We start from the raw sequence: 25,277 nt of genomic DNA, 5'->3' as shown, positions 1-25,277 counted from the left end.
ATGGGGCATGGGAAGGGACGGGTTGCCAATCGCGGGACCGGTGCCTTTCGCCGCAAACAAGGACAGAGAATGACCGCACTCCCCTCCACCCATCCGGTCCTGCCGCTGCGCGACATCGTGGTGTTCCCGCACATGATCGTGCCGCTTTTTGTCGGCCGCGAAAAATCCGTGCGCGCCCTCGAAGAGGTGATGGCCGACGACCGGCAGATCCTGCTGGCCAGCCAGATCGACCCTTCGATCGACGACCCCACCGATGAGGGGATCTTCCGCGTCGGCGTGCTGGCCAATGTGCTGCAGCTGCTGAAACTGCCTGACGGCACGGTCAAGGTGCTGGTCGAGGGCAAGAGCCGGGTGCGGATCACCGAATTCGTCGAAAACGACCGCTTTTTCGAGGCGCAGGCCGAAACCCTGACCGAGGTCGAGGGCGATCTCGACACGATCAAGGCGCTCTCGCGCTCGGTCGCCGAGGAATTCGAGCGCTACGCCAAGATCAAGAAGAACATCCCCGAAGAGGCGATGGCCGCGGTGTCCGAAACCCGCGAGGCCGACAAGCTGGCCGATCTCGTCTCGGGGCATCTGGGGCTTGAGGTCAAGCTCAAGCAGGAGCTGCTGGAAACGCTCGACATTTCCGAACGGCTGGAAAAGGTCTACGGGCTGATGCAGGGCGAGGTCTCGGTCCTGCAGGTCGAGAAGAAGATCAAGTCGCGCGTCAAGTCGCAGATGGAAAAGACGCAGCGCGAATATTACCTGAACGAACAGATGAAGGCCATTCAGCGCGAGCTGGGCGATGGCGAAGACGGTCAGAACGAGCTCAACGAGCTTGAGGAAAAGATCGCCAAGACCAAGCTGTCGAAAGAGGCCAAGGACAAGGCCGAGGGCGAGCTGAAGAAGCTGCGTTCGATGAGCCCGATGTCGGCCGAAGCGACGGTGGTGCGCAACTATCTGGACTGGCTTCTGAATCTGCCCTGGGGCGTGAAAAGCCGGGTGAAGAAGGATCTGATCGGCGCCGAAAAGGTGCTCGATGCCGATCACTACGGGCTGGAGAAGGTCAAGGAGCGCATCGTCGAATATCTCGCGGTGCAGGCGCGCTCGGACAAGCTGAAGGGGCCGATCCTGTGCCTTGTCGGCCCGCCGGGCGTCGGCAAGACCTCGCTGGGGCGCTCGGTCGCGCGGGCGACGGGGCGGGAATTCATCCGCATCTCGCTTGGCGGCGTGCGCGATGAAAGCGAGATCCGCGGCCACCGGCGCACCTATATCGGCTCGATGCCGGGCAAGATCATCCAGGCGCTGAAAAAGGCGAAGACCACCAACCCGATGATCCTGCTCGATGAAATCGACAAGATGGGGCATGATTTCCGCGGCGATCCGGCCTCGGCGCTTTTGGAGGTGCTGGACCCGGAACAGAACTCGACCTTCGTCGATCACTATCTCGAGGTCGAATATGACCTCTCGAACGTGATGTTCCTGACCACGGCGAACAGCTACAACATGCCCGGGCCGCTTCTGGACCGGATGGAGATCATTTCGCTTGCGGGCTATACCGAGGACGAAAAATCCGAGATCGCCCGTCAGCACCTGATCCCCAAGCAGGTCAAGGCGCATGGGCTGAAGAAGGGCGAATTCACCCTGACCGACGGCGCGCTTTCGGACATCGTGCGCTATTACACCCGCGAAGCCGGGGTGCGGAACCTGGAGCGCGAGATCGCGAAAACCGCCCGCAAGGCGGTGACCGAGATCATCAAGGCCAAGGGCGCGGTGAAATCGGTCACGGTCGATGAAGCAAAGCTGGGCGATTATCTGGGCGTGAAGCGGCACCGTTACGGTCTGGCCGAGGCCGAGGATCAGGTGGGCGTCGTCACCGGTCTGGCCTGGACCTCGGTCGGCGGCGATCTGCTGCATATCGAGGCGCTGAAACTGCCCGGCAAGGGGCGGATGAAGACCACCGGGAAACTGGGCGACGTGATGAAGGAATCGATCGAGGCGGCCTCGAGCTATGTCCGCTCGATCGCGCCGGAAATCGGGGTGAAGCCGCCGAAATTCGAAACGCTCGACATTCACGTCCACGTCCCTGACGGGGCGACGCCGAAGGACGGCCCCTCGGCCGGGCTCGCCATGGTGACCTCGATCGTTTCGGTGCTGACCGGCATTCCGGTGCGCAAGGACATCGCGATGACCGGGGAAGTTTCGTTGCGCGGCAATGCGATGCCGATCGGCGGGCTGAAGGAGAAACTGCTGGCGGCGCTGCGCGGCGGCATCAAGACCGTGCTGATCCCCGAGGAAAACGAAAAGGATCTGGCCGAGATCCCGGCCAACGTCAAGGCAGGGCTGGAGATCATCCCGGTGACCCATGTCCGCGAGGTTCTGGCCCGCGCGCTGGTGCGGGCGCCCGAGCCGGTGGAATGGGACGAGGCGGCCGAGGAAGCCGCCGCCGCCGCCCGCGCCGCCGCCCGGGCCGAAGCGGCGGGCGCCACGGCGCATTGATCTGCCCTTGAAACGGGCTCTGACGCGCCCCCCTTGCGGGGGCGCGTTGTTTTTTCTGCGCCCGGCCTTGCACCGCATGGATTGTTGCGCCGTTGCGGCCTAACCTTGGCGTGACAGCAAACCGATGGGGCCGAGATGCGCAAATCCACGAAAAAATCCACCGCGGCAAAGGCCGTGCCACCGCAGCCGGTGCCGGAAGAGCTCGCGCCCGAGGCAGCACCCGAGGCAGCGCCCGTCGCGGTCCGCGTGCAGGTGAAGAAAAAGGACTTCGTCGAGCGCGTGGTGCTGCGCAGCGGCGCCAAGAAGCCGGTCGTGCGCGATCTGACCGAGGCGGTGCTGGCGGTGCTCGGCGAAGCGCTGGCGAAGGGCGAGACGCTGGTTCTGCCGCCGCTGGGCAAGATTTCGGTGGCCCGTTCGGTCGGCAAGGCGGGCGGCGAGATCCTGCATGTGAAGCTGCGGCGGATGGCTGCGCCGGAAGATGCGAAAAAGGATGAAGATTCCGCGTCAAACCCCCTTGCGGATGCCGAGGAGTGAGGCTAAACACCGCTCCACCGGGCGATTAGCTCAGCGGTAGAGCGCTTCGTTCACATCGAAGATGTCAGCGGTTCAAATCCGTTATCGCCCACCATGTTTCCCGTTGAAAGCGCTGGATTTTTCCGGCGCTTTCTTCATTTCAGCGAAGCGCGCTCCGGTTCGGTGAACCTAGTATGTCACTTCGGAACCCTCCGCAGGTTCATGAAATCGAGCGCCGCGACGGCATCGTCCATCTGGTTCGGCAGGTAGCGCGCATAGGTTCGGAACGTCACTGCGGTGTTGCTGTGGCCGAGGACCTGCGAGACTTTCTCGAGCGGCACCCCTGCCCCGAGCATGTGAACCGCCGCGGTGTGGCGCAGCTCGTGGATGGTGACATGCCCCAGCCTGGCCCGGCGCACCGCCGCGCTCACGCCGTTGCGGATGCACGCCACCGGCCCGCCCGCATATTCGATCACCGAATCGGACAGTGCCGCCTCGCGCGCCGTCGCCAGTGCGGCGCGCACGCTGGCATTCATCGGCACGATGGCCCTGCCCTTGCGGGTCTTGCTGTCGGCGATCCGCAGGTTGATGCAGTTGCGCTCGAAATCCACCCGGTCCCAGGTCAGATCCAGCACGGCGCCGACCCGCGCGCCGGTCCCGAGCAACAGGATCAGCGCCAGGCGGATATGCGGCGCGCTGGCGTGCTCGATCAGCCGCCGCGCCTCACCTGCATTCAGGATGCGCTTTTCAGGATCCGGTTTCGGCGGGCGCCAGAGGTGCACGGCCTCCCCGGCATAAAGGCGCGTTTTTTTGCCGTAGTTCAGCGCGCTTTGCAGGTGGCCGAGTTCGGTCCAGATGCTGCCCTGCGAGATGCCTGCCGCCTCGCGCGCCGCGGCATAGGCGCGGCAGGCGGTGCGGTCTATCTGCTCTGGCGCCATGTGGCCAAAGGCGGGCAGGATCGCCTTGCCGGTGTAGCCCATCGTCTTTGCGGTCGGCTTGTCGCCAAGGTCACGGACGTAATCAGCCCAGATCGAGGACACCGTCGCCACGCTGGTCGACGCCGCGGCTTTCTGGCGATAGACGGCTATTGCCTCGCTCTCGGCCTCCTTTCTGGTGCGTGCCTCAAGCTGATAGCGGCGGCGTCCGGTATCGTCGTGCCAGTAGACGCAATATCCGCCTCGCAGGCGTCCGATGCTGATGTCGGGCATTGCTCCGCGTTCCTTTCGTATTCTTCGACGGCGTCGGGTTTGATGCGCAACAGGCGGCCGACTCTGTAAGCGCGCAGTTCGCGCCGGTGTATCAAGTTGCGCACCGTCTGCGGAGAGACGCCCCACAGATCGGCCAGGGTGTCCGGGGTGAACGGCCGCTGGTCATGTTTGGTCATTGGCTTGCCCCCCTTTGCTTCCCGGCATTTCGTCCCATGTGCGCCCATCGAGCAGGCGGCCAGCGCGGGCTTTTCCGACGCGGAACATGCTCATAGACCCCGGGCCGGAGAACGCTCCATGTTCCAGCAAATGATACTGGCCTGCTTTGCCGGTTGACCAAGACGGACACAAAAACAAGAATAGCGCCGATGATGGTCATGTTTCGCTCCTGCCTCTCGGGATGCCGTGCCGCGGGCGGGCCAGCGGGGTGATTTTCAGCGCAAGGCCGCTCAGCAGCCGGGACATGATCTGCCCCTGCAGCCAGCCGCGACCGGCGGGGGTGTGATAGTCGATCTCGCACCGGCCGGTGTCGCGGATCACTTCGTCAAGCTCTGGGTCGATGACTTCGACGCGGACAGGAAAGGTCATGGGGGGCTCGCGTGTTGGGGGGCTGCGGCGCGTGGAGGGGGGATGACGCGCCGCAGCCATGCCCGTGCGGGTGGGCGCACGGGATCTCAGATCATGCCGAGGGCGGATTTGTAGAGATCGAGGATCGCCTCTTCCTCGGCGACATCGGCCTTGTCGCGCTTGCGCAGGGCGATGATCTTCCGGATCACCCTGGTGTCATAGCCGCGCCCTCTGGCCTCGGCCATGATGTCCTTCTGCTGCTCGGCGATGTCCTTCTTTTCGGCGTCAAGCTGCTCGTATTGTTCGACAAACTGGCGCAGCTCGTCGGCGGCGACGGCATAGGCGCGATCGCGCACCGCGCGATCGGCGGCGGTCTCTTTCATCGGGGTCTGGTCCAGCATCCTGTGTCCTGGAAAAAGGGCCCGGGCGCGGCGTCGCTTGAGCGCCCGGGCCAGGTGCCAGGCCGGGAGTCAGCGGCACTCGGGATAGAGAGGCGCCGCCGCAAGGGCCGGGTGGCAGATGTGCGGTTCGAGCGCGAGGGTGAGGTTCAAGGCGGTGCGCAGGCCCAGATGGCCGAAGAGCAGCGTGGCCGCGAGGATCGCCGCATAGGCGGGAAACGAGAGCGAGGGGTGATGCGACACGGCAAGCCCGTCGCGCAGTCGCAAAAATCTGGGTTCGTCGCGCCGCATCACTGCCTCCTGTGTGGTGGTTGGTGCGGTATTGTTGCGATAATCGCAATCGCAGGTCAAGCCATGAAGTTGCGCTTATCGCAACTTTTCATTTGCTTCGATTCGTGGGGACTTCGACGGGCGGGCCCTGGGGGACCGAAGCTCAAAAGCCCCGCTTTCCGGCGAGGCCAAGGCCGAGCGACGGTGAAGGCAGCGCCACAGCGGCGGTCGATCTGCGTGCAATTCTTCCAAGGTTGCGACGCTGCGATGCGGGGGACCGTGCCCTGGGCGCGTCGCTCGGCGGCAGGCGCAATCTTTCTGCCGACGGGCGGCCATTTTCATCGCGTGAAAGCATAGTCGCCACTCTCAAGGTGGCAGTGCGAAAAGGGCAATCGCCTCGGTGCCGAGCCTGCCCGCGATCCGCTTTCCGGGGGCCTCTCGGCAAGCGCCCTCGTCAGCGCTCATAACATATTGATTCTTTTGAAACTAATGTCGCCGCATGTCTCTTTTTGCGGTTTGGTGGGTACCTGACCGCAAGATCTGGCGGCTTGAACGCGGACAATGTTCCCGTAAGGTTCCGGCCCTTGGAGATAGGGGGTCAGGGTGGACGCAGTCACTTTTCAGAAGCATGCCGAGGCGCTTTCTGCGGATCAACAGGACCTTCTTCTGGACTTTCTGCTTTCGCTTTTAGGTAGAGAAGAAACTCTTCCGCCTGCTCTTGCAGCTTTGGTGGAAGATGCTCGAAGATCGCTGCAAAGGTGTCCGTCCTAGTCCGCCCCCCTTGCGCCCTGAAGAACTCCAGAACCTTCGGGATCTCCTCGGGTTGCACCCGACGACTGCCCGAGAGTGTCTTGGTGACCTTCTCCAGAGAAATGCCGAGAGCTTGAGCGAGTTCGGTTTTCTCGCCCCTCCGGCCTGTCAGGCGTTGCTTGATCCAGTTTCCGTCAATCACTTCCATGGCCGCAGCATCGCAAAAGCTGCGAAAATCGAAAACTGCCGAAAATCGCAAGTCGTCACTTGACCGAACATTGCGATTATCGCAATGTCTCGGCATGTTGAACCCTGCCAAACGAGTGATCCAGATTTGCGGCGGATACGATGCCGTTGCCGAGATGACCTGCCGCAGCGCCGCGAGGGTGCGGCGTTGGGAGTATCCCCGCGCGCGCGGCGGCACCGATGGGCTGATCCCTGCGGACTGCCAGAAGGCGCTCCTCGCCGCGGCGCGGGCGCGCGGAATCGATCTGCGGCCGGAGCATTTCTTCGACTGGCCTGATCCCCCAGCCGTTGCCGAGGGCGCGAGCCTTGCGCCGGGTCTTCGCACCTTGCCTGCCGTTCAAATGGCACCTGACCTTTCCCAAAATTCCTTGACCGATACGCGTCATCCTGACGGTGCGGAGGGACGTCTCCCATGAGAAACGGCACTTTGATTTCGCAAGAAGATGCGGCGCGGCGGATCGAGGATGCGCTGCGGCTTCGGGTCGGGCGGGGGCGGCGGTTTTCGTTTCCGGCGCTGTCGGATGCGACGGGCATCCCGACGCGGACGCTGGAGAGCTATGTGCAGGGGGCGACGCCGCAGCTGAACGCGCTGTTGTCGATCTGCTCGGTGCTGGGGCCGAGCTTTACCAGCGACATTCTGGCGGCCTGCGGGCAGATGGCGCATGAGGCAAGCCCGGGCGAGCCCGAGCATCTGCGGGTGGCGGCCTCGCTGGGCGAGCTGGTGATGCAGATTTCCGAAGCGGTGGCAGATGGTTACGTCGATCACCGCGAGGCGGCGCAGATGCGCCCGCTGGCGGCGCGGCTGATCGAGCTCTTGGAGCCGCTGGCCTATGACCCGGCGGCGCGGGGGCGGCCATGAGCGGCGCGGCGCTGCGGATCGAGACCGGGCGGATGGCGCGGTTTCTGGGGCTGATGCGCGACCGGCTGGCGCTTCTGGGCGATGGCGAGATCGACGCGGTCGAGCGGTTTTGCGACGCCGCGGGGCTGGTGCGGCTGGTGCAGGGACCGCCCGAGGGCGGCGCGCTGGTGCTGCTGGCGGTGCCGAGCCTGCGCATGCTGCATTTTCTGGACCGGATCGGCTGCGCGCCCTGGGCGGCGATGGCGGTGGCCTTTGCCGGGGTCGAGGTGCCGCCCGAGCTGGGCGAGGTCGATGACCTGCTGGCGCGGGCGTTCTGAGGACGGGGCGGCACGATGGGCATGAAGCTGATCAGCGGGCCGCGGGCACAGGGCAAGGTGATGCTGCCGCCTGTCGGCGGGGCAGTTCTCAACGCGGGGAGGATCTGCGATGGTTGAGGCATTCCATGGGGCCGGGATACAGCGCGCCGCGCTCTTCAAGCCGGTGGGCGCCGAGGAGATCCGCGACTATCCGCTGTCGAACGAAGACCGGCTCGACAGCCATTACTTCGTGCCCTGGGAACGGCGGCGCTGGCTGAACTCCGACATGCGCTTGCGCGGCACGGCCGAATGCCGGGCGCTCTATCTGGATCTGATCTTCATCTCCTATGACCAGTCGCCGGTCGGCACGCTGCCGATCGACACCGACATTCTGGCGCGGCTGGTGATGGTCGATCCGGTGCATATGCGGGCGCTGTGCAGCCTGCCCTACGGCCCCCTGCACCGCTGGGAGCGCTGCCGCTGCGATGGCGGCGAGATCCGGTTGATGCATCCGATGGTGCTGCGCACCCTGACCGAAGCGATCGCGCGCAAGGAAGACAACCGCGCGAAGAACGAGGCGGCCAATGCCGCCAAGCGCCGCCAGCGGCTGCGGATCACGATCTCCGGCTATGCGGCGGATCTGGCCAAGAACGATGCGGCGCTGCTGTTCATGGATGAATGGCTGGTGAGCCAGGGCTGCGAGTACCGGTCCTCGGTATGGGTCGAGCGGGCGCTGGCGGCCTGGTCGGATCACATGCTGGCGCTGACCATGCGGGCCAGATCGGACCGGCCATAACTGTCCAAGATTGTCCGAAAGACAGTGTCAAGACAGTCCCGGACACTCTCGGACTGTCCTGCACGACAGGGAAAAGGACAAGACATTGAAAGGGATAGAGGCCGATCCTCAGGCAGGCCCGGGCGGGCGAACCTGTGGATATGTGGATAAGTGCTGAGAAAGGAGCAGGGAAGATGACAGGGCAGGATCAGGAACAGGACGTGGAGCGGCCGGACGGTGAACGTCCGGACGGGGGCCGGAGCGAGGCGCGGGTGCGCGCCGAGTTGCTCGGGCCGATGGCCGGGCTGCGGCGCAGCCGCAAGGTGACGGCCGGGGACCATGCCCGCGATCAGGCGATGATCGCGCGCAGGCTGTCTTACATGAGCCGACAGAACCTGCGGGGCCTGTGCGAGATGGCGCTCAAACAGGCGCGCGGGGTCTGGCCGGAACCGGCGCTCTTGCTGAGCTGGGCCTATGGGCTGGAACAGCCGCCGCCGCAAAGAAGCGATTACGTCGCCTCGTTGCTGCGTTCGGCGGCGGGGCGCGAGGCGCGCGACGGCGGCTATCTGGTCGAGCTGATGCGGATGGCCCGGCGGCTGGGCCCGCCGCCCGGGCGTTACATGATCTCGAAGCTGCGCGAAGAGGCCGCCGACAATGCCCGCCGCCGCGCCGGGCTGCGCCAGATGCTGGAGCGCGGCAGCAGCCTGCGCCGCGAGGATCACGCCTGGCTGGAGGCCTATCACGCCGATCTGGCGCTGGCGGAGGCGATGATGAAGAGTTCGGATGCAGAGGATCGCGCAGCATGAGCCTGATGACATTTCCCGGGGGGCGGGTCGTTCCCGCGACGGTTCTGGCGGATCTGGCGGTGCGCCATCTGACGGGCACGGCCGATCCCGCGGCGATCCGGGCGCTGGCCGCGCGCGATCGGGCACAGTTCCGCTTCTGGGTCGAGGTGCTTGACTGGGCGCTGACGACGAAAGCGGTGGCGCGGAGCGAGCTTTGGGCGCGACGGGGCGGCGCGGGTGGCCCGCTTGAGGTGGTGCTCTCAGTCACGCGGATGCAGGCGCTGGCGCAGGCCTGCGTGATGGCGCGGGCGGCGGCGCCGCAAAGCTGCGGGCCGGAGATCGCGGCCGCGCCCGCGCGGGGCGCCGCGCTGCGGTTTCAGCCGGTCGCGATGGTGCCGAAGGGCGCCGCGGGCTTTGCCGCGGAACCGGCGGGCTATCGCGGCCGCGATGCGGTGCGCCGCGCCGATCTCTTCGACAAGATGGACCGGGCGGCGCAGCGGCGCGGTCAGGCGGCGCCGTTCTCGCCCGGGCAGGTTCTGGCGGGGCGCAGCTATGCGGCGCTGGCCGAATTCGTCTCGGCGGGCGGGGTCAGATGCTCCAGCCTCGAAGGGCGGCTCGGCGGCGGCGGCGCGGGCGGGCTCGACTGGATCGAACGGCACGCCCAGGCGGCGGCGCGGCTGGCGCGGATGCAGGCGCGGATCGGCCCCGGCGCGGCGCTCTCGGTGCGCCGGGTGCGGCCCTCGAAACGCGCCGAAGAGGGCGGCGCGCGCCTGATCGCGGACCGGGCGCTGGTCGACGGTTTCTGCCTGCAGGGCCAGAGCCTTGGCGATGTGCTGCTGGCGCATGGCTGGGCGAAGAGCGGGCAGAACATCGAAGCCCTGCGCAAGGCGCTGGCGGCGGCCCTGGAGCGGATGCGACTTTGCGCTTGACCAAAACGAATGCGACTTTGCGCTTGACCGTTAAATCGCGACTGCGTATGGATTTTGCATGATCTCGAATTGCGCCCGAAGGCTGACCGGCCTTGCGGGCGTTTTTATTTTCCGGGGACGACATGGCGATCAGGAAGCTGTGTTCGGCGCCGGGCTGCGAGGCGCTGGCCCTGCCCGGCGGCTCGCGTTGCCCCGAACATCTGGCCCGTGACCGGGAGCGCAAGGCCAAAGCCGCACGCTCGGCCGAGGCCACGCGCTGGCACGCGCTTTATCACGATCCGCGCTGGCGGCGGGCGGCGGCGGCCTTTCTGGCGGCGCATCCGCTTTGTGCCGATTGCGCCGAACTGGGCGTGATCGAAGCCGCGCGCGAGGTCGATCACATCACCCGCCACAGGGGCGATGCGCGGGCGTTCTGGGACCGGACGAACTGGCAGCCGCTGTGCAAGCGCTGCCATTCGCGCAAGACCGCGCGCGAGATCTGGCACGGCGCGGACTGAGCCCCCCCGGGGGGTATCCGGAAACTGGCCCCCTCCCCCCCGCACCGGCGGGAGGAGCTCCGTTTTCGCGGGCGGGAAATTGGGATCAAAAACCCACTTGGAAGGAAGGAACACGGGGGGCGGCATGCGCGGCGCGAAAGGCACTCTGAGGATCGTCACCCCGATGAAGGGCGAAGACGAGACCATTCCGGCGCCGCCCGAGTTCATGAGCGCGGATGCGCGCGCGGTCTGGCTGCGGCTGGCCCCGCAGCTGGTCCGGCTCAAGCGGCTGGAGCCGCATTATCACGAGCTCTTCGCGGGCTATTGCGAGGAGGTCGCGGTCTATATCGCGATGACGCGCGATATCGGCGCGAACGGCGTGACCTACGAGACCGGCGCGGGGCGCAACGGCAACCAGAAGCGCACCCGCCCCGAGGTGCATCTGCGCAAATCCGCGCTGGAGGGAATGATCCGGCTCGGCGCGCTTTTCGGGCTCTCGCCGATCGACGAGAAGCGGCTCGGCGCGGCGAGCCAGGGCGATCTTTTTGAGGATCTGATGCGGGCGGTGAATGCGCCCTGCGCTTGATCACCCGGTCTCGCGCTATGCGACCGATGTGATGGAGGGGCGGATCGTGGCGGGCGAGCTGGTGCGGCTGGCCTGCGCGCGCCATCTGCGCGATCTCGACACCGGCGCCGAACGCGGGCTTTACTTCGACTGCGCCGCCGCCGACCGGATCATCAATTTCGCGCGGATGCTGCAACATACGGTCGGCCCGATGGCGGGCAGGCCGCTGGAGCTGCAGCCCTGGCAGGTGTTCCGGCACGGCTCGGTCTTTGGCTGGAAGCGCGAAGGCTCGGGGCTGCGCCGGTTCCGCTCGACCTATCATCAGGTCGGCAAGAAGAACGGCAAGACCACCGATACCGCGGTGCCGATGCTGTTCACCCAGCTTCTGGACGGCGAGGCGGCGCCGCAGGGCTTTTGCGCGGCGACGACGCGCGATCAGGCGGGGCTTTTGTTCAAGGAGGTGGGGCGGATCGTCAAGCGCTCGCCGGTCCTTTGCAGGATGATGCAGACGATGCGCCACGAGATCGTCACGCCGCGGGTGGACGGGGTGATCAAGTGCCTGTCGCGCGATGGCGATTCCAGCGACGGGATCAACCCGAGCTTTCTGGCGCGCGACGAGATGCACCGCTGGACCGACCGCGAACTGGCCGAAACGATCGTCGAATCGATGATCGCGCGGGCGCAGCCGATCGACTGGGTGATCACCACCGCGGGCCATGACCGCCAGTCGCTCTGCGGCGAGCTGCGCGGCTATGCCGAGGGCGTGCTGCGCGGCGCGATCACCGATGACGCCTTTTTCGGCTTCGTCGCCGAGCCGCCCGCCGATTGCGACCCGCTCGATCCGGCCTTCTGGCCGATGGGCAATCCGAACCTCGGCGTGTCGAAGCCGATCGGGAAGATGCACGAGGCGGCCTCGAAAGCGGCGGCGATCGCCGCCTCGATGCCGAACTTCAAGCGCTTCCACTGCAACCTCTGGACCGAGGGCGAGCAGATGTGGATCGCGCGCGAGAGCTGGGACCAGGGCGCGGCCGATGCGCCCTTCGATCCGCGCAGGCTTTACGGCCGCGATGCCTGGGTGGGGGTGGATCTGTCGAACAAGATCGACACCACGGCGATTGTCGTCGCGGTGCCGCTCGACGGGCTGATCTACCTGATCGCCTATACCTTCCTGCCCGCCGGGCCGAAGGGCTTCATCGTGCGGGCGCAAAAGGAGAAACGGGAATATGTCGCCTGGCGCGACCAGGGCTGGCTGGAGGTGCATACCGGCGGCGCGATCGACGAGGCGCAGATCGAGGCGCGGATCGGCTGGATCGCGAAGACCTTCGCGGTGCAGGAGATCGCCTATGATCCCTGGGGGATGAAGTACATGGCCGACCGGCTGGCAAAGCGGCGCCTGCCGATGGTCGAGCACCGCCAGGGCTTTGCCAGCATGTCGAACCCGATGAAGCGGGTCGAGGAACTGGTGGCGCAAAACCGCCTCCGCCACGGCGGCAATCCGGTGCTCGCCTGGCAGGTGGGCAACGTGCACCGCGACGAGGACGCGGCCGAGAACATCAAGCCGAACAAGAAACGCTCGACCGGGCGGATCGATGCCGCGGTGGCGATGATCATGGCGGTGGGACGCGCCGCCGCGGGCGAGCGAAGGCGCAAACAAGCAAGAGGGGTGGAGACATTATGAACCTGCGCGGTCTTCTGGGCCTGGGCGCCCGTGCCATGCCGCCTGCCATGCCGCCTGCCGCGGCGCGGATCGAACCGGCCCTGACCGGACCGGCCCTGGGGCGGGCGACGGCGGGCGCGGCCGCCCTGCCCGTCTCGCACGACGCGGGCTGGCGGGAGTTCGGGATCGCGGGCGCAAGCCGGGTGCGCAGCCTGCCGCGGGTGACGCCCGATCTGGCGCAAAAGCATGCGACCGTGGTGGCCGCCTGCACGGTGATCGCGGGCGATCTGGCAAAGCTGCCGCTCGGCGTGTTTCAGCGCGCGGGCAGCGGGCGCGAGATCCGGCTGCGCGACCATCCGCTTGATCACCTGCTCAATGCCGAAGCCGCGCCCGGCGTGCCCGCCCATGTGATGCGCTTCGCCATCGGCTATGCCTTCACCCTGCGCGGCCGCGGCTTTGCCTTTGCGCCGCGCGACGGCGCGGGCGAGGTCACGCTGATCGAGGCGATCCGGCCCGATCACTGCACCGTGCTGCGCGCCGGGCGCGAACGGTATTACGAGTTTGAGGACGGCGCGCAGGTACACCGCCGCGTTTCGGGGCGGGTGATGGCGCATCTGCGCTACATGGCCGAGGACGGCTGGACCGGGCGCAGCCCGATCGAGGTGGCGGCCGAGACGCTGGGCATTGCGCTGGCGCGTCAGGAGGCGGCGGCGCGGCTGGCGGGCGGCAAGGGCTTCAAGGCGGTGGCGAAGCTCGAGGATTTCGGCGCCGATGACGAGACCTGGCAGCGCGCGCGGGCGCGGCTCAAGGCGGCGATGGCCGAGGATGCCGACGAGGGCGTGCTGATCATCGGACAGAGCGACGACATCAAGTCGCTTGGCCTTTCGGCGGCGGATCTGGAGCTGCTGGCCTCGCAGAAGTTCGACCGCGAACAGATCGCGGCGCTTTACCGGGTGCCGCCCGCCAAGCTGCAGATGCTCGAATACGGGGTGAAGGCGAACGGCGAGCAGCAGGCGCTGGATTACAAGGCCGAATGCCTGACGCATTGGGGCCGGTTCCTTGAATCGGGTCTGGGCCAGGGGCTGCTCAGCGCGGCCGAGCGCCGCGCCGGGCTGTTCCTGCGCCACCAGTATGACGCGCTGCTGATGGCGACGACGAAGGAACGCTACGAGGCGATCACCAAGGCGGTGGGCGGGCCGATCCTGACGCCGAACGAGGGGCGCGCGATCGAGGGCAAGGACCCGATCGCGGGCGGCGATGCGCTTTATCCGCCGCCGAACATGACGCGCAAGGACGAGGCCGCAACCGGGAAGGAAGACTGAGCGATGGGCAGAACGGTGCGGGAGGTGCTGGCCGCGGGCGGCGGGCTGATGGCGCTGGACACGGCGCGGGCCGCCGATCTTCTGGCGACGGCCTGGCCCGCAGCGGCGGCGGCAGAGCCGCAGGCCCTGGCGGGCGATCCGGCGCGCTACACGCGCGAGCGCGGCCTTGCGGTGATGCCGGTGCGCGGCCTGCTGACGCCGAATTCGGCGCTTCTGGAACGCTATCTGGGCTGGGCGACCTATCGCGGCATCGCGGAGGCCTGCGCCGAGCTCGCCGCCGATGCTGCGGTGTCGGCGGTGGTGGTCGAGTTCGACACGCCGGGCGGCTACACGCTTGGCATCGAGGATGCGGTGACGGCGCTGCGCGATCTGGCGGCGGTCAAGCCCGTCCATGCGCTGGCCGCGCCGCTTGCCGCCTCGGCGGGCTATTGGCTGGCCAGCCAGGCGCGCGAGCTGGTGATGACGCCCGGCGCGGCGGTGGGCTCGATCGGGGTGGCGGTGACGGCGGCGGCCAATGTCGCGCCGGGCGCCGCCTCGGGGGTGCAGCTCTTCGATTTCACCTCGCGCCATGCCCGGGCAAAATGGCCCGATCCGGCGACCGAGGACGGCAAGGCCGAGATCCGCCGCGGCCTTGACCGCACCGAGGCGCGGTTTCACGCGGCGGTGGCGGAAGGGCGCGGCATCGCGCCCGAAGATCTCGCCGCGCGGCTGTCGGTCAGCGACGATCCCGAAGATGGCGGCGCGGTCTTTGATCCCGCCGAGGCGCTGGCCCGCGGGCTCGCCGACCGGATCGAGACCCGCGCCGCCTTTTATGCCCGGCTGCGGGCCGCCCATGCCCGCGCCCCCCGCAAGGGTCTGGCGCGGGGGGCGCGGGCGCTGGCCGCCGCGGCCCGGGCGAAGGCCCGTCTTTAAGATATCCCGGCGAAGGCCCGTCTCTAAGACATCCCGGCCCCGGCCGGTGTGACCCCGCGCGCGGTGGCGGCGGGGAATGTGGCCGCGCGCCCGGCGCCGCGGCCTTGGATCCCGGACTCTCGGAAAGGAAGAACGATGACGATCGATGATCTGCGCCGCGCGCGAAAGGCGGCGGCGGACGGCATGTCCGAAAGGGCCGAGGCGCTGGCCGCGCTGGAAGCGGCCGAGACGCCCGATGCGGCGGCGATCAGCGCGGCGGAAACCGCCTTTGCGGCGGCGCAGGGCGCCTTCGAGGCCGCCGACAAGCAGGTGAAGCGCGCCGAGGCGGTGGAAGCCGCAAAGGCCGCCGCCGCGGGGCCGGGCGACACCGATCCGGGCGCGACCCCGGGCGCGGCTCCGGCTCCGGGGGTGGCGGCGGTGCCGAAAGACCCCGCCCACAAGGGCATCGAGGTCGGGCTGATCGTCGGCGCGCTCGCGGCGCAAAAGGGCGATCTGGGCCGCGCCGTCGCCCAGCTGGAGCGGGCGGGCTTCGGCCAGGTCGCGGCCGCGCTCAACGCCACCGATGCGACCGCGGGCGGCGTGACGGTGCCGCGCCCGCTGGCCGCGGATCTGATCGAGATGCTGCGCCCGCGGGTGGTGATGCGCCGCGCCGGGGCGCGGGTGGTGCCGATGCCCGCGGGGCAGCTGCGCAAGGCGCGTCAGGCGGGCAGCGCAAGCGCAGGCTATGGCGGCGAGACCGTGGCGCCGCGCGCCAGCGCCCCGGGCTTCGAGGCCGTCGACCAGAGCTTCAAGAAGCTGCGCGCGCTGGTGCCGATCTCGAACTCGCTGCTCTCCTATTCCTCGCTGCAGATGGGCGCGCTGGTGCGCGATGATCTGCTCAAGGTGATGGGCGCGCGCGAGGATCTGGCCTTCCTGCGCGGCGACGGCACGAACGAGGCGCCCAAGGGCGCGCGCAACTGGATCCCGGCGGGGCATTGGCTGGGCGCGGTGGCGGGCACCGACGCGCTGGCGATCGACAAGGCGCTGCGCAAGCTCGTCTCGCTGGTCGAGGATGCCAATATCCTGATGGTCACGCCGGGCTGGATCATGCGCCCGGGGGCGAAGAACTTCCTGGCCGCGCTGAAGGATCTGCATGGCAATGCGCTTTATCCCTCGATCGACGCGCGCGGCGAGCTGATGGGATTTCCGATCCACACCACCACCCAGCTGCCCAACAACCTTGGCGCCGGGGCGAACGAGACCGAGGTGATGTTTGCCGATTTCTCCTATCTGGTGATCGGCGAAAGCGGCCTCTTGCGGATCGCGCAATCGACCGAGGCCGCCTATCTCGACGCCAATGGCGAGATGCAATCGGCCTTTGCCAATGACCAGACGCTGATGCGCGCCATCGCCGAGCATGACTTTGCCCCCGAACATGAGGTGGCGATCGCCGGGCTGCAGGGCATCGGCTGGGCGCTGTGATCCCCCGGGCCGCGCCCGGTCGCGGCCCGGTCCCTGATCGGAAAGGAATGACACATGGCCAGGCTGGTCACGGTAAGATTTCTGCGGGGCTCCGCGCCCTACAACACCGGCGAGATTGCCGGGTTCGAGGCCCCCGTCGCGCGCGCGCTGATCGCCAGCGGCGCGGCCGAGGCGGTGAAGGCCGCGCCGTCCTTGCCCGCCACGGCGGCCGGGCCGGAAGCCTGCAAGCGCGTGGTGCTGACCTTCCTCGCCGCCGCGCCGCCCTATCATGCGGGCGATGTGGCGGGCTTCGATCCGCTTGAGGCCGCGGCGCTGGTGGCCCGGGGCAAGGCGGTGCCGCTGACCACCAGGACGGCGGCCGGGGAAGATCCGGCCGAAGAGGAAGAGCCCGCCGCCGATCACGCCGCCGACCCCGCCGCGGAAGGCCCCGATGACGAGACCGACGACGACGCGCCCGAGCCGGAGTTCGTGCTCGTCGACCCTGACGACGACGGCGCAGGCGAAGACCTTGACGACGACGGCGAAGACGGCGCCCCGCCGGTGCAGGGGCGCGCGGGCTGATGCGCGTTCTGGGACCGGTCCCGGGCGTGGTCAGCGTCGCCGAGTTCAAGCGCGCCACCCACATGGACGAGGGGACAGAAGACGACGCGACCCTCGCGGCCTGTCTTGCGGCGGCGCAAAGCCTGGTCGAACAGGCGACGAACCGCCCGCTCGGCCCGCGCGAGGTGGAGATCACGCTGGAGGCCGTGCCCGGCCTGCGGCGCTGGTGGTTTCCCTGCGCGCCGGTGGTGGCGGTGGCGCAGGTGGTGGTCGAGACCGAAACGGGCGCGCAGGCGCTTGACCCGGCGCGCTGGCGGCTGCGCCTCGCCCATGACGAACCGCGGCTCGACTTTGCCGCGGGCGCGCTGCCCTCCGGCGCAGCCCCCTGCCCCGTCACGATCACCGCCACGGTCGGCGCCGATCCCGAAAGCCCGGCGCTCCTGCCGCTGCGCCAGGCGATCGTGCTGATCGCGCGGGACTGGCACGCGGCCGGGATCACCATCGCAGGCGAGGCGGCAAGCCCCGGTGCGCTCTCCTTCGGGGCGCGCGCGATGCTCCGGCAAGCCCGCTATCTGCGCCCGCGCGTGATGGCGGGCGGGCTTTCGGGGGGCTGAGAATGGGCGAATGCCTTGACACAAGGGCGACGATCCTGCGCCCGCGGCTCGGCGATGACGGGCTGAGCCGCAGCCTCACCGGCTGGGACGAACATGCGACCCTCTGGGCCAGCCTGCGCGAGACCGCGGGCGAGGAAGCCGCCGCCGCCGGGCAGATCGGGACGCGCCGCGATGCAAGGCTGCGCCTGCGCGCCTCTCGCCTCGCCCGCCAGATCACCGCCGCGGACCGGGTGCGGGCGCGCGGCCAGCTGTGGGAGATCCGCGGGATTTGCGCCCCGGGCGCCGGGCTGATCGAGCTCTCCCTTGCGGCGATCATGATCGGAAAGGCGGCCGGATGACCGGCACGGTGAAGCTGGAAGGGCTGCGCGACCTCGAACAGGCGCTGGCGCAGATCGAAAGGACCGCCACGGCGAAAGCGGTGATGCGGCGCGCGCTGAAGACCGCCGCCCGGCCGGTGGTGGATCTGGCCGCGGCGCTCGCCCCCGAGGGGCCGACCGGCAATCTGAAGCGCTCGATCAGCATCAGCACGAAGCTCAGCAAGCGCCAGCAGCAGGCAAACCGCAAGCTGCAGGCCGAGGGCAAGGCCGCGGTCGAGATGTTCCTCGGCCCCGATTACAAACAGGCGGGCAATCACGCCCATCTGGTGGAATTCGGCACCAAGCCGCACCGCAACCGCGGTCAATTCGCCGGAACCCAGCACCCCGGCACCGCGCCCCGCCCCTTCCTGCGCCCCGCCTGGGAGGCCGAGGGCAGACCCACCCTCGATCGGCTGGGCAAGACGCTCTGGGTCGAGATCGAGAAGGCGGCGCGACGCGCGGCCGCAAAGGAGAAGGGCTGATGGAAGAGAGCTTTCGCGCCGCGCTGCTGGCCTCGGGCGCGGTCACGGCGCTGGCGGGCGACCGGATCGATTTCGGCGCCAACCCGCAGGACACCGCCTGCCCGCGCCTCGTGCTCTGGACGATCGCCGAGACCGGCGGGCTGCTGCTCTCCGGCCCCGATGGCATTTCCCGCGGCCGCGTCCAGGTCGATTGCTACGCCGAAAGCTACGGCGCGGCCAAGCGCCTCTCCCGCGCCGTGCGCGCCGTCCTGGATGGCTACAGCGGCGGCGGGTTTCAGGGGGTCTTTCACGCGGGCACGCGCGATTCACACGACAGCGAGGCCCCGTTCCGGGTCTCGCTCGATTTCATCACGGTTTTCACCAGCTGAGGAGGGCCGCATGGCCAACAGTCAAATCATCGCTTACGGCGCCACCGTCGAGCGCTCCACCGATGGCGTCGCCTGGACGGCAATCCCCGGATGCAAGGGCATCGCCATCCCCGCGCCGAGCACCGATTACATCGATGCCACCTCGCTCGACAGCCCGAACGGCTTCAAGGAATACATCCGCGGCATGCGCGACGCGGGCGAGATCTCGGTGCCCTGCGGCTATACCGCCGCGGGCTACGAACAGCAGATCGCCGATTCCCTCCGCGACGAGCCGGTTTACTACCGCACCACCCTCAAACCCGCCCCCGGCCAGAAGACCGGCGATGTCTTCCAGTTCCGCGGCTTCCCGACCCCGCAGGTCGAGGGCAACGACGTCACCGGCCTGATCGCCATGACGATCAGCATCCGCGCCACCGGCAACGTGACCTGGACCAAGGGGACGAAGGCATGACCGGCATGACCAGCTTGCGCGGCGCGGTGCCCTTCGCCGGAGAGCGGTATTTCCGGCTCTCCACCAATGCCCTCGTCCGCTACCAGGACGCCGCGGGCGAGACCCTGCTCGAGGCGATGGCCGCGCTCGAACAAAGCCCCGGCGACACGCGGCGCATCCGCCGCATGGTCTGGGCGGCGCTCTCGCATGAGGGCCTCACCGAGGAAGCGGCGGGCGATCTGATGGACGAGATCGGCCAGACCGAAGCGGCAAGGCTTCTGGGCGAGGCGATCCGCGCCGCCTTTCCGCAGGCGGGCGCCCAGACCGGGGACGCCGGAGAGACCGGGGGAAACGGGGCGAGCCGGAAGAAACGGACCCCCTGAACGCGCTGCTGCGCGCCTGGCTTGAGGCCGGGCAGGACTATCCGGGCTTCTGGGATCTGACCCCGCGCGAGGCGGTGATGATCCTGCGCGGTGCCGCCGCGCAGCGCCGCGCCGAGGTCGAGACCGCCCGCGCCCTCAATCACCAGCTCGCCGGGCTCGTGGCCTTTGCCTTCCACGATCCGCAACACCTGCCGGAGTTCCGGCCGGACGACACCGCCGCCACCGCCGCCCCCGCGCAGGGCGCGCGCGAGGTGGACCATGAACGGGTCCGGGGCGCGCTGATCGCCATGGCGCTGCGCCCCCGGCCTTGATCCGCTCAACCGGCCGCCTTCGGGCGGCCCTGTCTTTTCGGGGAATGCCCATGTCTGCATCCGCGGTGATCGGCGCGCTGCGCGTCAATCTCGGTCTCGACAGCGCCAGTTTCCAAAAGGGCGTCGCCAGATCGACGGCCTCGCTCGGCACGCTCAAGGGCGCGGCCATGGCCGCCTCGGCCGCGGTCTCCGCCATCGGCGCGGCGATCGGCGGCCCGGCCCTGGCCGCGATCGTCACCGCGGCCGCGCGTTCCGCCCGCGAGATCACCCGCCTGTCGCAGGTCGCGGGCGCCTCGGCGCAGGAGCTGCAGCACTGGTCCTTCGGGGCGCGGACGGTCGGCATCGAACAGGAGAAGCTCGCCGATATCCTCAAGGACGTGAACGACAAGGTGGGCGACTATCTCTCCACCGGCGGCGGCGCGATGGCGGATTTCTTCGAAAAGATCGCGCCGCGCGTCGGCGTGACCGCGCAGGCGTTTCGCGATCTTTCGGGGCCGCAGGCCTTGCAGCTTTATGTGTCGAGCCTGGAGAAAGCGGGCCTCTCGCAGGCGGAGATGACCTTCTACATGGAGGCCATCGCCAGCGATTCCACGCTGCTGCTGCCGCTTTTGCGCGCCAATGGCGCAGAAATGGCCCGCCTGGGCGAGACCGCGTCGAGCTTTGGCGCCGTCCTCGGGACCGATGCGATCACCGCGCTGCGCGCGGCCGAGCGGGCGCTCGACGATATCTCGGTCGTCATCGAGGCCACGCGCAACCGCATTGCCGCCGATCTCGCCCCGGCGGTCGAGGCGATGGCGCGCGCCTTCGTCAATGCCATGCGCGAGGGCGGGTTCCTGCGCGGGGTGATCGACGGGCTGATGGCGGCGCTGCCGCATCTGACCGCCTATGCCGCCGCCTTCACCGCCGGGCTGATCGCCTGGCAGGCGGCCGCGCTCGCCGCGCGTCTGGCGACGATGGCGCTCTCGGTCTCCATGGCCGGGCTGCGCGCCGCGATCGCCGCCACCGGCGTCGGCGTGCTCGTCGTCGCCATGGGCGAGCTCGGCCTTGCCATCCTCGATGCCGTGCGCAAGGCCGGGGGCTTTGCCGCCGCCTGGTACAAGCTCAAGGCGAAGTTCTTCGAGGTTCTGCGCGACATGGCCGGGGGATGGGTGGAGTTCACCTGGGCACTTGCCGACGGCATGAATGATCTGTTCGGCACCCGGCTGATGGGCGCAGATGCGGGGATCACGCAAACCCTGCGCGACCTGCAGATCGGGGCGGAAGACGCCGCCGCGGCCGCGCAGGAGGTGAGCGCGGCCGCCACCGAAGCCGAGGGCACGCTGACAGGTCTCGGGGGCGCGGGCTCCGGCGCCGGAAAGAAGGTCAAGAAGGGCCTGACCGAGGCGCAAAAGGCCGCGCAGGAGTTTGCCGATGCGCTGCGGGACGGGGTTCGGTCCTCGGTCGAAGGCGCGGTGGACTGGATGCTTGACGGGTTTCAGGGCGGCTTCAAGGGGCTGGTCAGCCTCGCCCGGGACGCGCTCAAGCAGGTCGTGGCGCTCTTTCTCAAAAACCGGATCACGCTCTCGCTCGGCCTTGGCGTCAGCGGCGGCGCCGCCACGGGGGCAGCGGCGGGGGCGGCGGGCGCGGCCGTCTCCGGGGCGGCGGCGGGCGGCTTTGCGGGACCGCTCGGCCTCCTTGGCACCGCGGGCAGCTTTCTCGGCGCGATCGGCTCGGGCGCGGCGGGGCTGGGCACCGCGCTTTTCGGGGCGGGCGGCGGCCTTGGCGCCGCGGGCACCTATCTCTCCTCGGTCGTCGGCAGCGCGACGAGCAGCCTCGGGGCCTTCGGCGCCGCCATCGGCGCGGCGCTGCCGATCCTTGCCGGGGTGGGCGTGGTCTTCTCGTTCTTCAAGAAGAAGGTCACCCAGCTTGACGCCGGGCTGCGGCTGACCGTCACCGACATGGACACGCTGGTCGAGACCTTCAGCAAGACGAAGACCTCGCGGTTCTGGGGGCTGTCGAAGAAGACCCGCGAGACCTTCACCGAAGCCGGTGCGGCGATTGCCGACCCGATCGAGGCCGCGGTGGCCGGGATCGTGGGCGGTGTCGCGGACATGGCCGACACGCTCGGCATCGCCGGGCGCGACGCGCTCAAGGGCTTTGCGACGCAGATCAAGATCTCCACCCACGGGCTCTCCGACAGCGACGCGCAAGAGGCGATCCGGGCGGGATTCACGCAGCTGTCCGACGAACTGGCGCGGATAATCCTGGCCGCGGGCGAAGGCGTCAGCGGCAATCTTTCGGCCTTCACCTCGGCCTTCGCGCGCCGGGGCGAGAGCGCAAGCGAGACCCTGACCCGGCTTTCCTCGGCGCTGGCCACGGCCAATGCCTGGCTCGACCGGCTCGGCAAGACCGCCTATGACACCTCGCTGGCGGGCGCCGATGCGGCCTCAAAATGGGCCGGGGCCTTCGGCGGCCTTGAGGCCATGTCCGAGGCCGTCAGCAGCTATTACGCCGGGTTCTACAGCCCCGCCGAACGCCTCGCCCAGGCACGCGAAGAGCTGTCGCAGGCGCTGGCGGGGCTCGGCATCGACGCCCTGCCCGGCTCGCGCCAGGCCTTCCGGCAGCTGATCGACGCCGCCTTTGCGAGCGGCGACAGCGATCTGGCCGCAAAGCTGATCCAGCTGGCCCCGGCCATGGCCGAGATCACCGATCAGGCCCAGGCGCTGACCGCGGCGCTGAAGGATCTCGACACCCAGTCGCTTTATCGCAGCGGCGCCGAGGCGCTTTATGCCGCGACCTCGGAAGGCCATCGCCGCCGCCTGACCGGCACCGATGCCACCGTGCAGGGCCTGCTGGCCGAGGTGGTGCGCGCGATCCGCGAAGGCGACATCAACAATGCCCGCCTCACCGCCCGGCTGCTGGCCGTGCAGGAGCGCATGAGCCTGGACCCCGCGCGATGAAGATCCTGACCCCGATTGCCGTCACCGATGCGACGCTGATCTCCTGCTCTATCCCCGAGACGGATTTTCCGCGCTGGAACGCGCAGACCACCTATCCCCGCGGCGCCTTCGTGATCAGCCCCGCCACCCATACCGTCTATCGCGCGCTCCAGGGCGACAACACCGGCCATGATCCCGATCTCGAACAGGCAGCGCTGGCCGATCCGCTGATCGACGACCCCGATCCGGTCTTCTGGCAGGTGATCGGCGCCACCAACCGCTGGCGGCTTTTCGACGGCAAGCCCTCGGTTCTGGCCCGCGCCGCCGAGATCATCCGCGTCACCCTCGCCCCCGGCGTGGCCGTGGGCGGCGTCGCGGGCTTTGGCATCAGCGCCGCCGAGATCCGCGTGACGATGACCGATGCCGGGGCCGTGGTCTACCGCCGCGCGATCGCCATGCAGGACGAAACCGTCGTCAGCGACGGGCTGGGCTATTATGTCGAGCCGATCACCGAGCTCTCCGAATTCGTCCTCACCGATCTGCCGCCCTATGCCGCCGCGCAGATCACCATCGAGGCCATCCGCCGCGGCGGGCAGGTCAGCGTCGGGCAGATCGTCCTCGGCCCGGTCTGGGCGCTCGGGCGCCCGGTGATCGGCGGCACCGGGTTTCAGGGCGTCGATTTCTCCTATGTCAAACAGGACGATTACGGCGATCTGACCACCGTGCGCCGCGCCGCAACCCGGCTCAGCACCTTCGAGACCTGCCTGCCGAACGCCCGGCTGCTCGGCTTCGACACCCGCATGCGCAGCCTGCGCGGCGGCACCGCCGCGGTCTGGATCGGCTCGGACGATCCCCGCAAGGCGGCGATCAACTACGGATTCTATCGCAGCTACCGCGCGGCCTATCAGACCGACGCCTGGTCGCTGATCTCCATCGAAGTACAAGGAATCGTCTGATGGCAAAACCCGCCAAACCGACCGTCCCGCCGCCGCCGCTGCGCTCCAACCCGGAGACCTTCAGCGCGCGCATGGAAGCCTCGCTCCTGTTCTGGAAGACCTTCGCCGAGTATCTCGACGCGCTCGGAGATCATGCCGAGACCCAGGCCGATGCGGCGCTGGCCGCGGCGCTTGCGGCGGGCGCCGGGACCGGACTTGCGCTGAGGGGCAATGGCGGCAAGCTGATGGCCGTCAATGCCGGGGCAACCGCGCTGGAATTCCTGACCGCCTCCGGCGCCGGAAAGGCGATCCTCGCCAATGCCAGCGCCGCCGGTCTGGCGCTGGCGAGCGACGCGGATGCGGCCGCGCAACGCGCCACGCTCGGCCTTGGCACGGTCACCCCCCTGGCCGAGGCGGTGACGGATCTGAACGCGATCACCCGCTCGGGCTGGAACCGCTTCACCGCTTCCCTGACCGACAACACCCCCTTTGCAACCGGCGCGGGGATGGTGCTGACGATCTTTTACGACGGCTCGGCCGCGGTCCAGCTGGTCTGGGGCCACAACAAGGGCGAGAGCGACACCGGGCAGTGGATCCGCTGGCGCGCCGCCAGCACCTGGCGGGCCTGGGTGCGGCTGCATGGCTCGCAAAGCGAGATCAACGGGCTGATCGGGGCGCTGGCGCTGGGGGTCGCGCAGTCCTGGCAGGATGTCACCGCCGCCCGCCTCGCCGGAACCAATTACCAGAACACCACCGGGCGCCCGATCGCGGTCAGCATCACCACAAGCGGCACGACGGCGAACACCGCGCTTTATCTGGGCGTCGCGGCCCCCGCCAACATCCTGATCGCCGCGACCGGGACCGGCTCGACCCTGCGGATCATGTCGCATCAGGCCGTCGTCCCCGCGGGGCATTATTACCGGTTCGAGGGCGCCGCGCCCGCAACCTGGGCGGAGCTGCGCTGATGGAACACGGCTTTTTCCACCCCGCCCACGGCTACTGGCAGACCATCGGGACCCCCGAGGCGGCGCTTCGCACCGCCTATCCCGAGGGCACGGCCGAGGTGCCGCTGCGCCCCGGGGCCGATCATCTCTGGACCGGCGAGGGCTGGGAACCGGCCCCGGCGCGGCTCTCGGTCGATCAGGCGCTCGCCAATCTCAAGGCCGCGCGCGACGCCGCCATCGCCCGCGGCATCGAGCACGACGGGCTGCGCCTGCAGACCGACGATCTGAGCCAGAGCCGCCTCACCGCCGCCGCCCTTGCCGCCCAGCTCGATCCGGCCCTGACCCTGCGCTGGAAGCTTGCGACCGGGGAGTTCGTCGCGCTGAGCGCGCCGCAGATCATCGCCCTCGCGCTGGCCGTGCGTGCCCATGTGCAGGCCTGTTTCGACCGCGAAGCCGATCTGGCCGCGCAGATCCGCGCCGCCGCCGACCCGGCCGCGGTCGCCCTCACCTTCTGATGCCCTCGGGCGCC

Annotated in this window: 32 protein-coding genes and 1 tRNA gene; 27 read left to right on the top strand and 6 right to left on the bottom strand. The window is 68.7% G+C overall.

Annotation, left to right across the window (positions count from 1 at the left end):
* Nucleotides 1-69 precede the first annotated feature (69 nt).
* From lon to LY44_RS11430, 3 genes are all read left to right on the top strand, one after another.
* Nucleotides 70-2,481: an endopeptidase La gene (gene lon / locus LY44_RS11440; protein ID WP_055209952.1), complete on the top strand. Its 2,412-nt coding sequence runs from the start codon at nucleotides 70-72 to the stop codon at nucleotides 2,479-2,481.
* 135 nt (nucleotides 2,482-2,616) lie between these two features.
* Nucleotides 2,617-3,015 (top strand): HU family DNA-binding protein, encoded by a 399-nt coding sequence (locus LY44_RS11435; protein ID WP_055209951.1) that lies wholly within the window; start codon nucleotides 2,617-2,619, stop codon nucleotides 3,013-3,015.
* 19 nt (nucleotides 3,016-3,034) lie between these two features.
* A tRNA-Val gene (locus LY44_RS11430) sits at nucleotides 3,035-3,109 on the top strand.
* 82 nt (nucleotides 3,110-3,191) lie between these two features.
* Here LY44_RS11430 and LY44_RS11425 read toward each other — a convergent pair.
* The 6 genes from LY44_RS11425 to LY44_RS11400 all read right to left on the bottom strand — a co-directional run bounded on the left by LY44_RS11425 (nucleotide 3,192) and on the right by LY44_RS11400 (nucleotide 6,392).
* Nucleotides 3,192-3,974 carry a tyrosine-type recombinase/integrase gene (locus tag LY44_RS11425; RefSeq protein WP_223230761.1) on the bottom strand — a complete coding sequence of 261 codons (783 nt, stop codon included), beginning with the start codon at nucleotides 3,972-3,974 and terminating at the stop codon, nucleotides 3,192-3,194.
* Between the two features lie 104 nt (nucleotides 3,975-4,078).
* On the bottom strand, nucleotides 4,079-4,378 hold the full coding sequence (locus tag LY44_RS18560; RefSeq protein ID WP_223230687.1) for a helix-turn-helix domain-containing protein: 300 nt from the start codon (nucleotides 4,376-4,378) through the stop codon (nucleotides 4,079-4,081).
* Between the two features lie 196 nt (nucleotides 4,379-4,574).
* Nucleotides 4,575-4,787 carry a hypothetical protein gene (locus LY44_RS11415; RefSeq protein ID WP_055209949.1) on the bottom strand — a complete coding sequence of 71 codons (213 nt, stop codon included), beginning with the start codon at nucleotides 4,785-4,787 and terminating at the stop codon, nucleotides 4,575-4,577.
* An 86-nt stretch (nucleotides 4,788-4,873) separates the two neighbouring features.
* Nucleotides 4,874-5,167 carry a DUF2312 domain-containing protein gene (locus tag LY44_RS11410; RefSeq protein ID WP_055209948.1) on the bottom strand — a complete coding sequence of 98 codons (294 nt, stop codon included), beginning with the start codon at nucleotides 5,165-5,167 and terminating at the stop codon, nucleotides 4,874-4,876.
* A gap of 69 nt (nucleotides 5,168-5,236) precedes the next feature.
* The gene (locus tag LY44_RS11405; protein WP_146707235.1) at nucleotides 5,237-5,455 is read right to left on the bottom strand and encodes a hypothetical protein; all 219 of its coding nucleotides are present in this window, start codon (nucleotides 5,453-5,455) and stop codon (nucleotides 5,237-5,239) included.
* A 592-nt stretch (nucleotides 5,456-6,047) separates the two neighbouring features.
* The gene (locus LY44_RS11400) at nucleotides 6,048-6,392 is read right to left on the bottom strand and encodes a hypothetical protein (RefSeq protein WP_023917193.1); all 345 of its coding nucleotides are present in this window, start codon (nucleotides 6,390-6,392) and stop codon (nucleotides 6,048-6,050) included.
* On the opposite strand from LY44_RS11400, the gene LY44_RS17665 reads away from it, so the two are divergent.
* The 24 genes from LY44_RS17665 (at nucleotide 6,391) to LY44_RS11285 (ending at nucleotide 25,263) form a co-directional block, all read left to right on the top strand.
* Entirely contained in the window at nucleotides 6,391-6,846 is a 456-nt protein-coding gene (locus tag LY44_RS17665; protein ID WP_146707234.1) for a hypothetical protein, read from the top strand. The genes LY44_RS11400 and LY44_RS17665 overlap by 2 nt on opposite strands.
* Nucleotides 6,843-7,289 (top strand): hypothetical protein, encoded by a 447-nt coding sequence (locus LY44_RS11395; protein WP_013067700.1) that lies wholly within the window; start codon nucleotides 6,843-6,845, stop codon nucleotides 7,287-7,289. Before LY44_RS17665 ends, LY44_RS11395 begins: the two co-directional genes overlap by 4 nt.
* Nucleotides 7,286-7,606, top strand: a complete 321-nt coding sequence (locus LY44_RS11390; protein WP_055209946.1) for a hypothetical protein — start codon at nucleotides 7,286-7,288, stop codon at nucleotides 7,604-7,606. The genes LY44_RS11395 and LY44_RS11390 overlap by 4 nt, the downstream gene beginning before the upstream one ends.
* A gap of 109 nt (nucleotides 7,607-7,715) precedes the next feature.
* Nucleotides 7,716-8,381: a hypothetical protein gene (locus tag LY44_RS11385; protein WP_111396016.1), complete on the top strand. Its 666-nt coding sequence runs from the start codon at nucleotides 7,716-7,718 to the stop codon at nucleotides 8,379-8,381.
* Nucleotides 8,382-8,554: 173 nt separating this feature from the next.
* Complete coding sequence (locus LY44_RS11380) at nucleotides 8,555-9,166, top strand: hypothetical protein (RefSeq protein ID WP_055209945.1); 612 nt, start codon at nucleotides 8,555-8,557, stop codon at nucleotides 9,164-9,166.
* Entirely contained in the window at nucleotides 9,163-10,074 is a 912-nt protein-coding gene (locus LY44_RS11375) for a hypothetical protein (RefSeq protein WP_081024355.1), read from the top strand. Before LY44_RS11380 ends, LY44_RS11375 begins: the two co-directional genes overlap by 4 nt.
* A 122-nt stretch (nucleotides 10,075-10,196) precedes the next feature.
* The gene (locus LY44_RS11370; RefSeq protein ID WP_013067705.1) at nucleotides 10,197-10,571 is read left to right on the top strand and encodes an HNH endonuclease; all 375 of its coding nucleotides are present in this window, start codon (nucleotides 10,197-10,199) and stop codon (nucleotides 10,569-10,571) included.
* A gap of 124 nt (nucleotides 10,572-10,695) precedes the next feature.
* Nucleotides 10,696-11,136 carry a phage terminase small subunit P27 family gene (locus LY44_RS11365; RefSeq protein ID WP_065118387.1) on the top strand — a complete coding sequence of 147 codons (441 nt, stop codon included), beginning with the start codon at nucleotides 10,696-10,698 and terminating at the stop codon, nucleotides 11,134-11,136.
* Nucleotides 11,120-12,793, top strand: coding sequence for a terminase large subunit (locus tag LY44_RS11360; protein WP_055209943.1), 1,674 nt, complete (start codon nucleotides 11,120-11,122; stop codon nucleotides 12,791-12,793). The genes LY44_RS11365 and LY44_RS11360 overlap by 17 nt, the downstream gene beginning before the upstream one ends.
* The gene (locus LY44_RS11355) at nucleotides 12,790-14,094 is read left to right on the top strand and encodes a phage portal protein (protein WP_111396015.1); all 1,305 of its coding nucleotides are present in this window, start codon (nucleotides 12,790-12,792) and stop codon (nucleotides 14,092-14,094) included. The genes LY44_RS11360 and LY44_RS11355 overlap by 4 nt, the downstream gene beginning before the upstream one ends.
* A 3-nt stretch (nucleotides 14,095-14,097) precedes the next feature.
* Complete coding sequence (locus tag LY44_RS11350) at nucleotides 14,098-15,006, top strand: S49 family peptidase (protein ID WP_055209941.1); 909 nt, start codon at nucleotides 14,098-14,100, stop codon at nucleotides 15,004-15,006.
* A 135-nt stretch (nucleotides 15,007-15,141) separates the two neighbouring features.
* Entirely contained in the window at nucleotides 15,142-16,467 is a 1,326-nt protein-coding gene (locus tag LY44_RS11345) for a phage major capsid protein (protein ID WP_055209940.1), read from the top strand.
* A gap of 54 nt (nucleotides 16,468-16,521) precedes the next feature.
* Nucleotides 16,522-17,028 (top strand): hypothetical protein, encoded by a 507-nt coding sequence (locus LY44_RS11340; protein WP_055209939.1) that lies wholly within the window; start codon nucleotides 16,522-16,524, stop codon nucleotides 17,026-17,028.
* Nucleotides 17,028-17,621 carry a head-tail connector protein gene (locus LY44_RS11335; protein WP_065118385.1) on the top strand — a complete coding sequence of 198 codons (594 nt, stop codon included), beginning with the start codon at nucleotides 17,028-17,030 and terminating at the stop codon, nucleotides 17,619-17,621. Before LY44_RS11340 ends, LY44_RS11335 begins: the two co-directional genes overlap by 1 nt.
* Nucleotides 17,622-17,623: 2 nt before the next feature.
* Complete coding sequence (locus LY44_RS11330) at nucleotides 17,624-17,959, top strand: phage head closure protein (protein ID WP_055209937.1); 336 nt, start codon at nucleotides 17,624-17,626, stop codon at nucleotides 17,957-17,959.
* Entirely contained in the window at nucleotides 17,956-18,459 is a 504-nt protein-coding gene (locus LY44_RS11325) for an HK97-gp10 family putative phage morphogenesis protein (RefSeq protein ID WP_055209936.1), read from the top strand. The genes LY44_RS11330 and LY44_RS11325 overlap by 4 nt, the downstream gene beginning before the upstream one ends.
* Nucleotides 18,459-18,827: a DUF3168 domain-containing protein gene (locus tag LY44_RS11320; RefSeq protein WP_055209935.1), complete on the top strand. Its 369-nt coding sequence runs from the start codon at nucleotides 18,459-18,461 to the stop codon at nucleotides 18,825-18,827. The genes LY44_RS11325 and LY44_RS11320 overlap by 1 nt, the downstream gene beginning before the upstream one ends.
* A 10-nt stretch (nucleotides 18,828-18,837) precedes the next feature.
* A complete protein-coding gene (locus tag LY44_RS11315) occupies nucleotides 18,838-19,278 on the top strand; it encodes a phage tail protein (RefSeq protein ID WP_013067716.1) in 441 nt (146 codons plus the stop codon).
* Between the two features lie 5 nt (nucleotides 19,279-19,283).
* Entirely contained in the window at nucleotides 19,284-19,640 is a 357-nt protein-coding gene (locus LY44_RS11310; protein ID WP_055210022.1) for a hypothetical protein, read from the top strand.
* 77 nt (nucleotides 19,641-19,717) lie between these two features.
* Entirely contained in the window at nucleotides 19,718-19,951 is a 234-nt protein-coding gene (locus LY44_RS11305; protein WP_055209934.1) for a hypothetical protein, read from the top strand.
* Between the two features lie 50 nt (nucleotides 19,952-20,001).
* Nucleotides 20,002-22,890: a hypothetical protein gene (locus LY44_RS11300; protein ID WP_111396014.1), complete on the top strand. Its 2,889-nt coding sequence runs from the start codon at nucleotides 20,002-20,004 to the stop codon at nucleotides 22,888-22,890.
* The gene (locus LY44_RS11295) at nucleotides 22,887-23,825 is read left to right on the top strand and encodes a hypothetical protein (protein WP_013067720.1); all 939 of its coding nucleotides are present in this window, start codon (nucleotides 22,887-22,889) and stop codon (nucleotides 23,823-23,825) included. The genes LY44_RS11300 and LY44_RS11295 overlap by 4 nt, the downstream gene beginning before the upstream one ends.
* Nucleotides 23,825-24,769 (top strand): pyocin knob domain-containing protein, encoded by a 945-nt coding sequence (locus LY44_RS11290; RefSeq protein WP_055209931.1) that lies wholly within the window; start codon nucleotides 23,825-23,827, stop codon nucleotides 24,767-24,769. The genes LY44_RS11295 and LY44_RS11290 overlap by 1 nt, the downstream gene beginning before the upstream one ends.
* Nucleotides 24,769-25,263, top strand: a complete 495-nt coding sequence (locus tag LY44_RS11285; RefSeq protein ID WP_055209930.1) for a DUF4376 domain-containing protein — start codon at nucleotides 24,769-24,771, stop codon at nucleotides 25,261-25,263. Before LY44_RS11290 ends, LY44_RS11285 begins: the two co-directional genes overlap by 1 nt.
* Nucleotides 25,264-25,277: the final 14 nt, after the last annotated feature.

The sequence above is a fragment of the Rhodobacter capsulatus genome (genome assembly GCF_003254295.1).
GTDB classification, from domain to species: Bacteria; Pseudomonadota; Alphaproteobacteria; order Rhodobacterales; family Rhodobacteraceae; genus Rhodobacter; species Rhodobacter capsulatus.
This window is presented reverse-complemented; position numbering and strand designations above follow the sequence as displayed.

Coding starts and splice junctions, on each gene's coding strand:
- lon (WP_055209952.1), top strand. CDS start 70: ATGACCGCACTCCCCTCCACCCATCCGGTCCTGCCGCTGCGCGACATC.
- LY44_RS11435 (WP_055209951.1), top strand. CDS start 2,617: ATGCGCAAATCCACGAAAAAATCCACCGCGGCAAAGGCCGTGCCACCG.
- LY44_RS11425 (WP_223230761.1), bottom strand. CDS start 3,974: ATGGGCTACACCGGCAAGGCGATCCTGCCCGCCTTTGGCCACATGGCG.
- LY44_RS18560 (WP_223230687.1), bottom strand. CDS start 4,378: ATGACCAAACATGACCAGCGGCCGTTCACCCCGGACACCCTGGCCGAT.
- LY44_RS11415 (WP_055209949.1), bottom strand. CDS start 4,787: ATGACCTTTCCTGTCCGCGTCGAAGTCATCGACCCAGAGCTTGACGAA.
- LY44_RS11410 (WP_055209948.1), bottom strand. CDS start 5,167: ATGCTGGACCAGACCCCGATGAAAGAGACCGCCGCCGATCGCGCGGTG.
- LY44_RS11405 (WP_146707235.1), bottom strand. CDS start 5,455: ATGCGGCGCGACGAACCCAGATTTTTGCGACTGCGCGACGGGCTTGCC.
- LY44_RS17665 (WP_146707234.1), top strand. CDS start 6,391: ATGGCCGCAGCATCGCAAAAGCTGCGAAAATCGAAAACTGCCGAAAAT.
- LY44_RS11400 (WP_023917193.1), bottom strand. CDS start 6,392: ATGGAAGTGATTGACGGAAACTGGATCAAGCAACGCCTGACAGGCCGG.
- LY44_RS11395 (WP_013067700.1), top strand. CDS start 6,843: ATGAGAAACGGCACTTTGATTTCGCAAGAAGATGCGGCGCGGCGGATC.
- LY44_RS11390 (WP_055209946.1), top strand. CDS start 7,286: ATGAGCGGCGCGGCGCTGCGGATCGAGACCGGGCGGATGGCGCGGTTT.
- LY44_RS11385 (WP_111396016.1), top strand. CDS start 7,716: ATGGTTGAGGCATTCCATGGGGCCGGGATACAGCGCGCCGCGCTCTTC.
- LY44_RS11380 (WP_055209945.1), top strand. CDS start 8,555: ATGACAGGGCAGGATCAGGAACAGGACGTGGAGCGGCCGGACGGTGAA.
- LY44_RS11375 (WP_081024355.1), top strand. CDS start 9,163: ATGAGCCTGATGACATTTCCCGGGGGGCGGGTCGTTCCCGCGACGGTT.
- LY44_RS11370 (WP_013067705.1), top strand. CDS start 10,197: ATGGCGATCAGGAAGCTGTGTTCGGCGCCGGGCTGCGAGGCGCTGGCC.
- LY44_RS11365 (WP_065118387.1), top strand. CDS start 10,696: ATGCGCGGCGCGAAAGGCACTCTGAGGATCGTCACCCCGATGAAGGGC.
- LY44_RS11360 (WP_055209943.1), top strand. CDS start 11,120: ATGCGCCCTGCGCTTGATCACCCGGTCTCGCGCTATGCGACCGATGTG.
- LY44_RS11355 (WP_111396015.1), top strand. CDS start 12,790: ATGAACCTGCGCGGTCTTCTGGGCCTGGGCGCCCGTGCCATGCCGCCT.
- LY44_RS11350 (WP_055209941.1), top strand. CDS start 14,098: ATGGGCAGAACGGTGCGGGAGGTGCTGGCCGCGGGCGGCGGGCTGATG.
- LY44_RS11345 (WP_055209940.1), top strand. CDS start 15,142: ATGACGATCGATGATCTGCGCCGCGCGCGAAAGGCGGCGGCGGACGGC.
- LY44_RS11340 (WP_055209939.1), top strand. CDS start 16,522: ATGGCCAGGCTGGTCACGGTAAGATTTCTGCGGGGCTCCGCGCCCTAC.
- LY44_RS11335 (WP_065118385.1), top strand. CDS start 17,028: ATGCGCGTTCTGGGACCGGTCCCGGGCGTGGTCAGCGTCGCCGAGTTC.
- LY44_RS11330 (WP_055209937.1), top strand. CDS start 17,624: ATGGGCGAATGCCTTGACACAAGGGCGACGATCCTGCGCCCGCGGCTC.
- LY44_RS11325 (WP_055209936.1), top strand. CDS start 17,956: ATGACCGGCACGGTGAAGCTGGAAGGGCTGCGCGACCTCGAACAGGCG.
- LY44_RS11320 (WP_055209935.1), top strand. CDS start 18,459: ATGGAAGAGAGCTTTCGCGCCGCGCTGCTGGCCTCGGGCGCGGTCACG.
- LY44_RS11315 (WP_013067716.1), top strand. CDS start 18,838: ATGGCCAACAGTCAAATCATCGCTTACGGCGCCACCGTCGAGCGCTCC.
- LY44_RS11310 (WP_055210022.1), top strand. CDS start 19,284: ATGACCAGCTTGCGCGGCGCGGTGCCCTTCGCCGGAGAGCGGTATTTC.
- LY44_RS11305 (WP_055209934.1), top strand. CDS start 19,718: ATGATCCTGCGCGGTGCCGCCGCGCAGCGCCGCGCCGAGGTCGAGACC.
- LY44_RS11300 (WP_111396014.1), top strand. CDS start 20,002: ATGTCTGCATCCGCGGTGATCGGCGCGCTGCGCGTCAATCTCGGTCTC.
- LY44_RS11295 (WP_013067720.1), top strand. CDS start 22,887: ATGAAGATCCTGACCCCGATTGCCGTCACCGATGCGACGCTGATCTCC.
- LY44_RS11290 (WP_055209931.1), top strand. CDS start 23,825: ATGGCAAAACCCGCCAAACCGACCGTCCCGCCGCCGCCGCTGCGCTCC.
- LY44_RS11285 (WP_055209930.1), top strand. CDS start 24,769: ATGGAACACGGCTTTTTCCACCCCGCCCACGGCTACTGGCAGACCATC.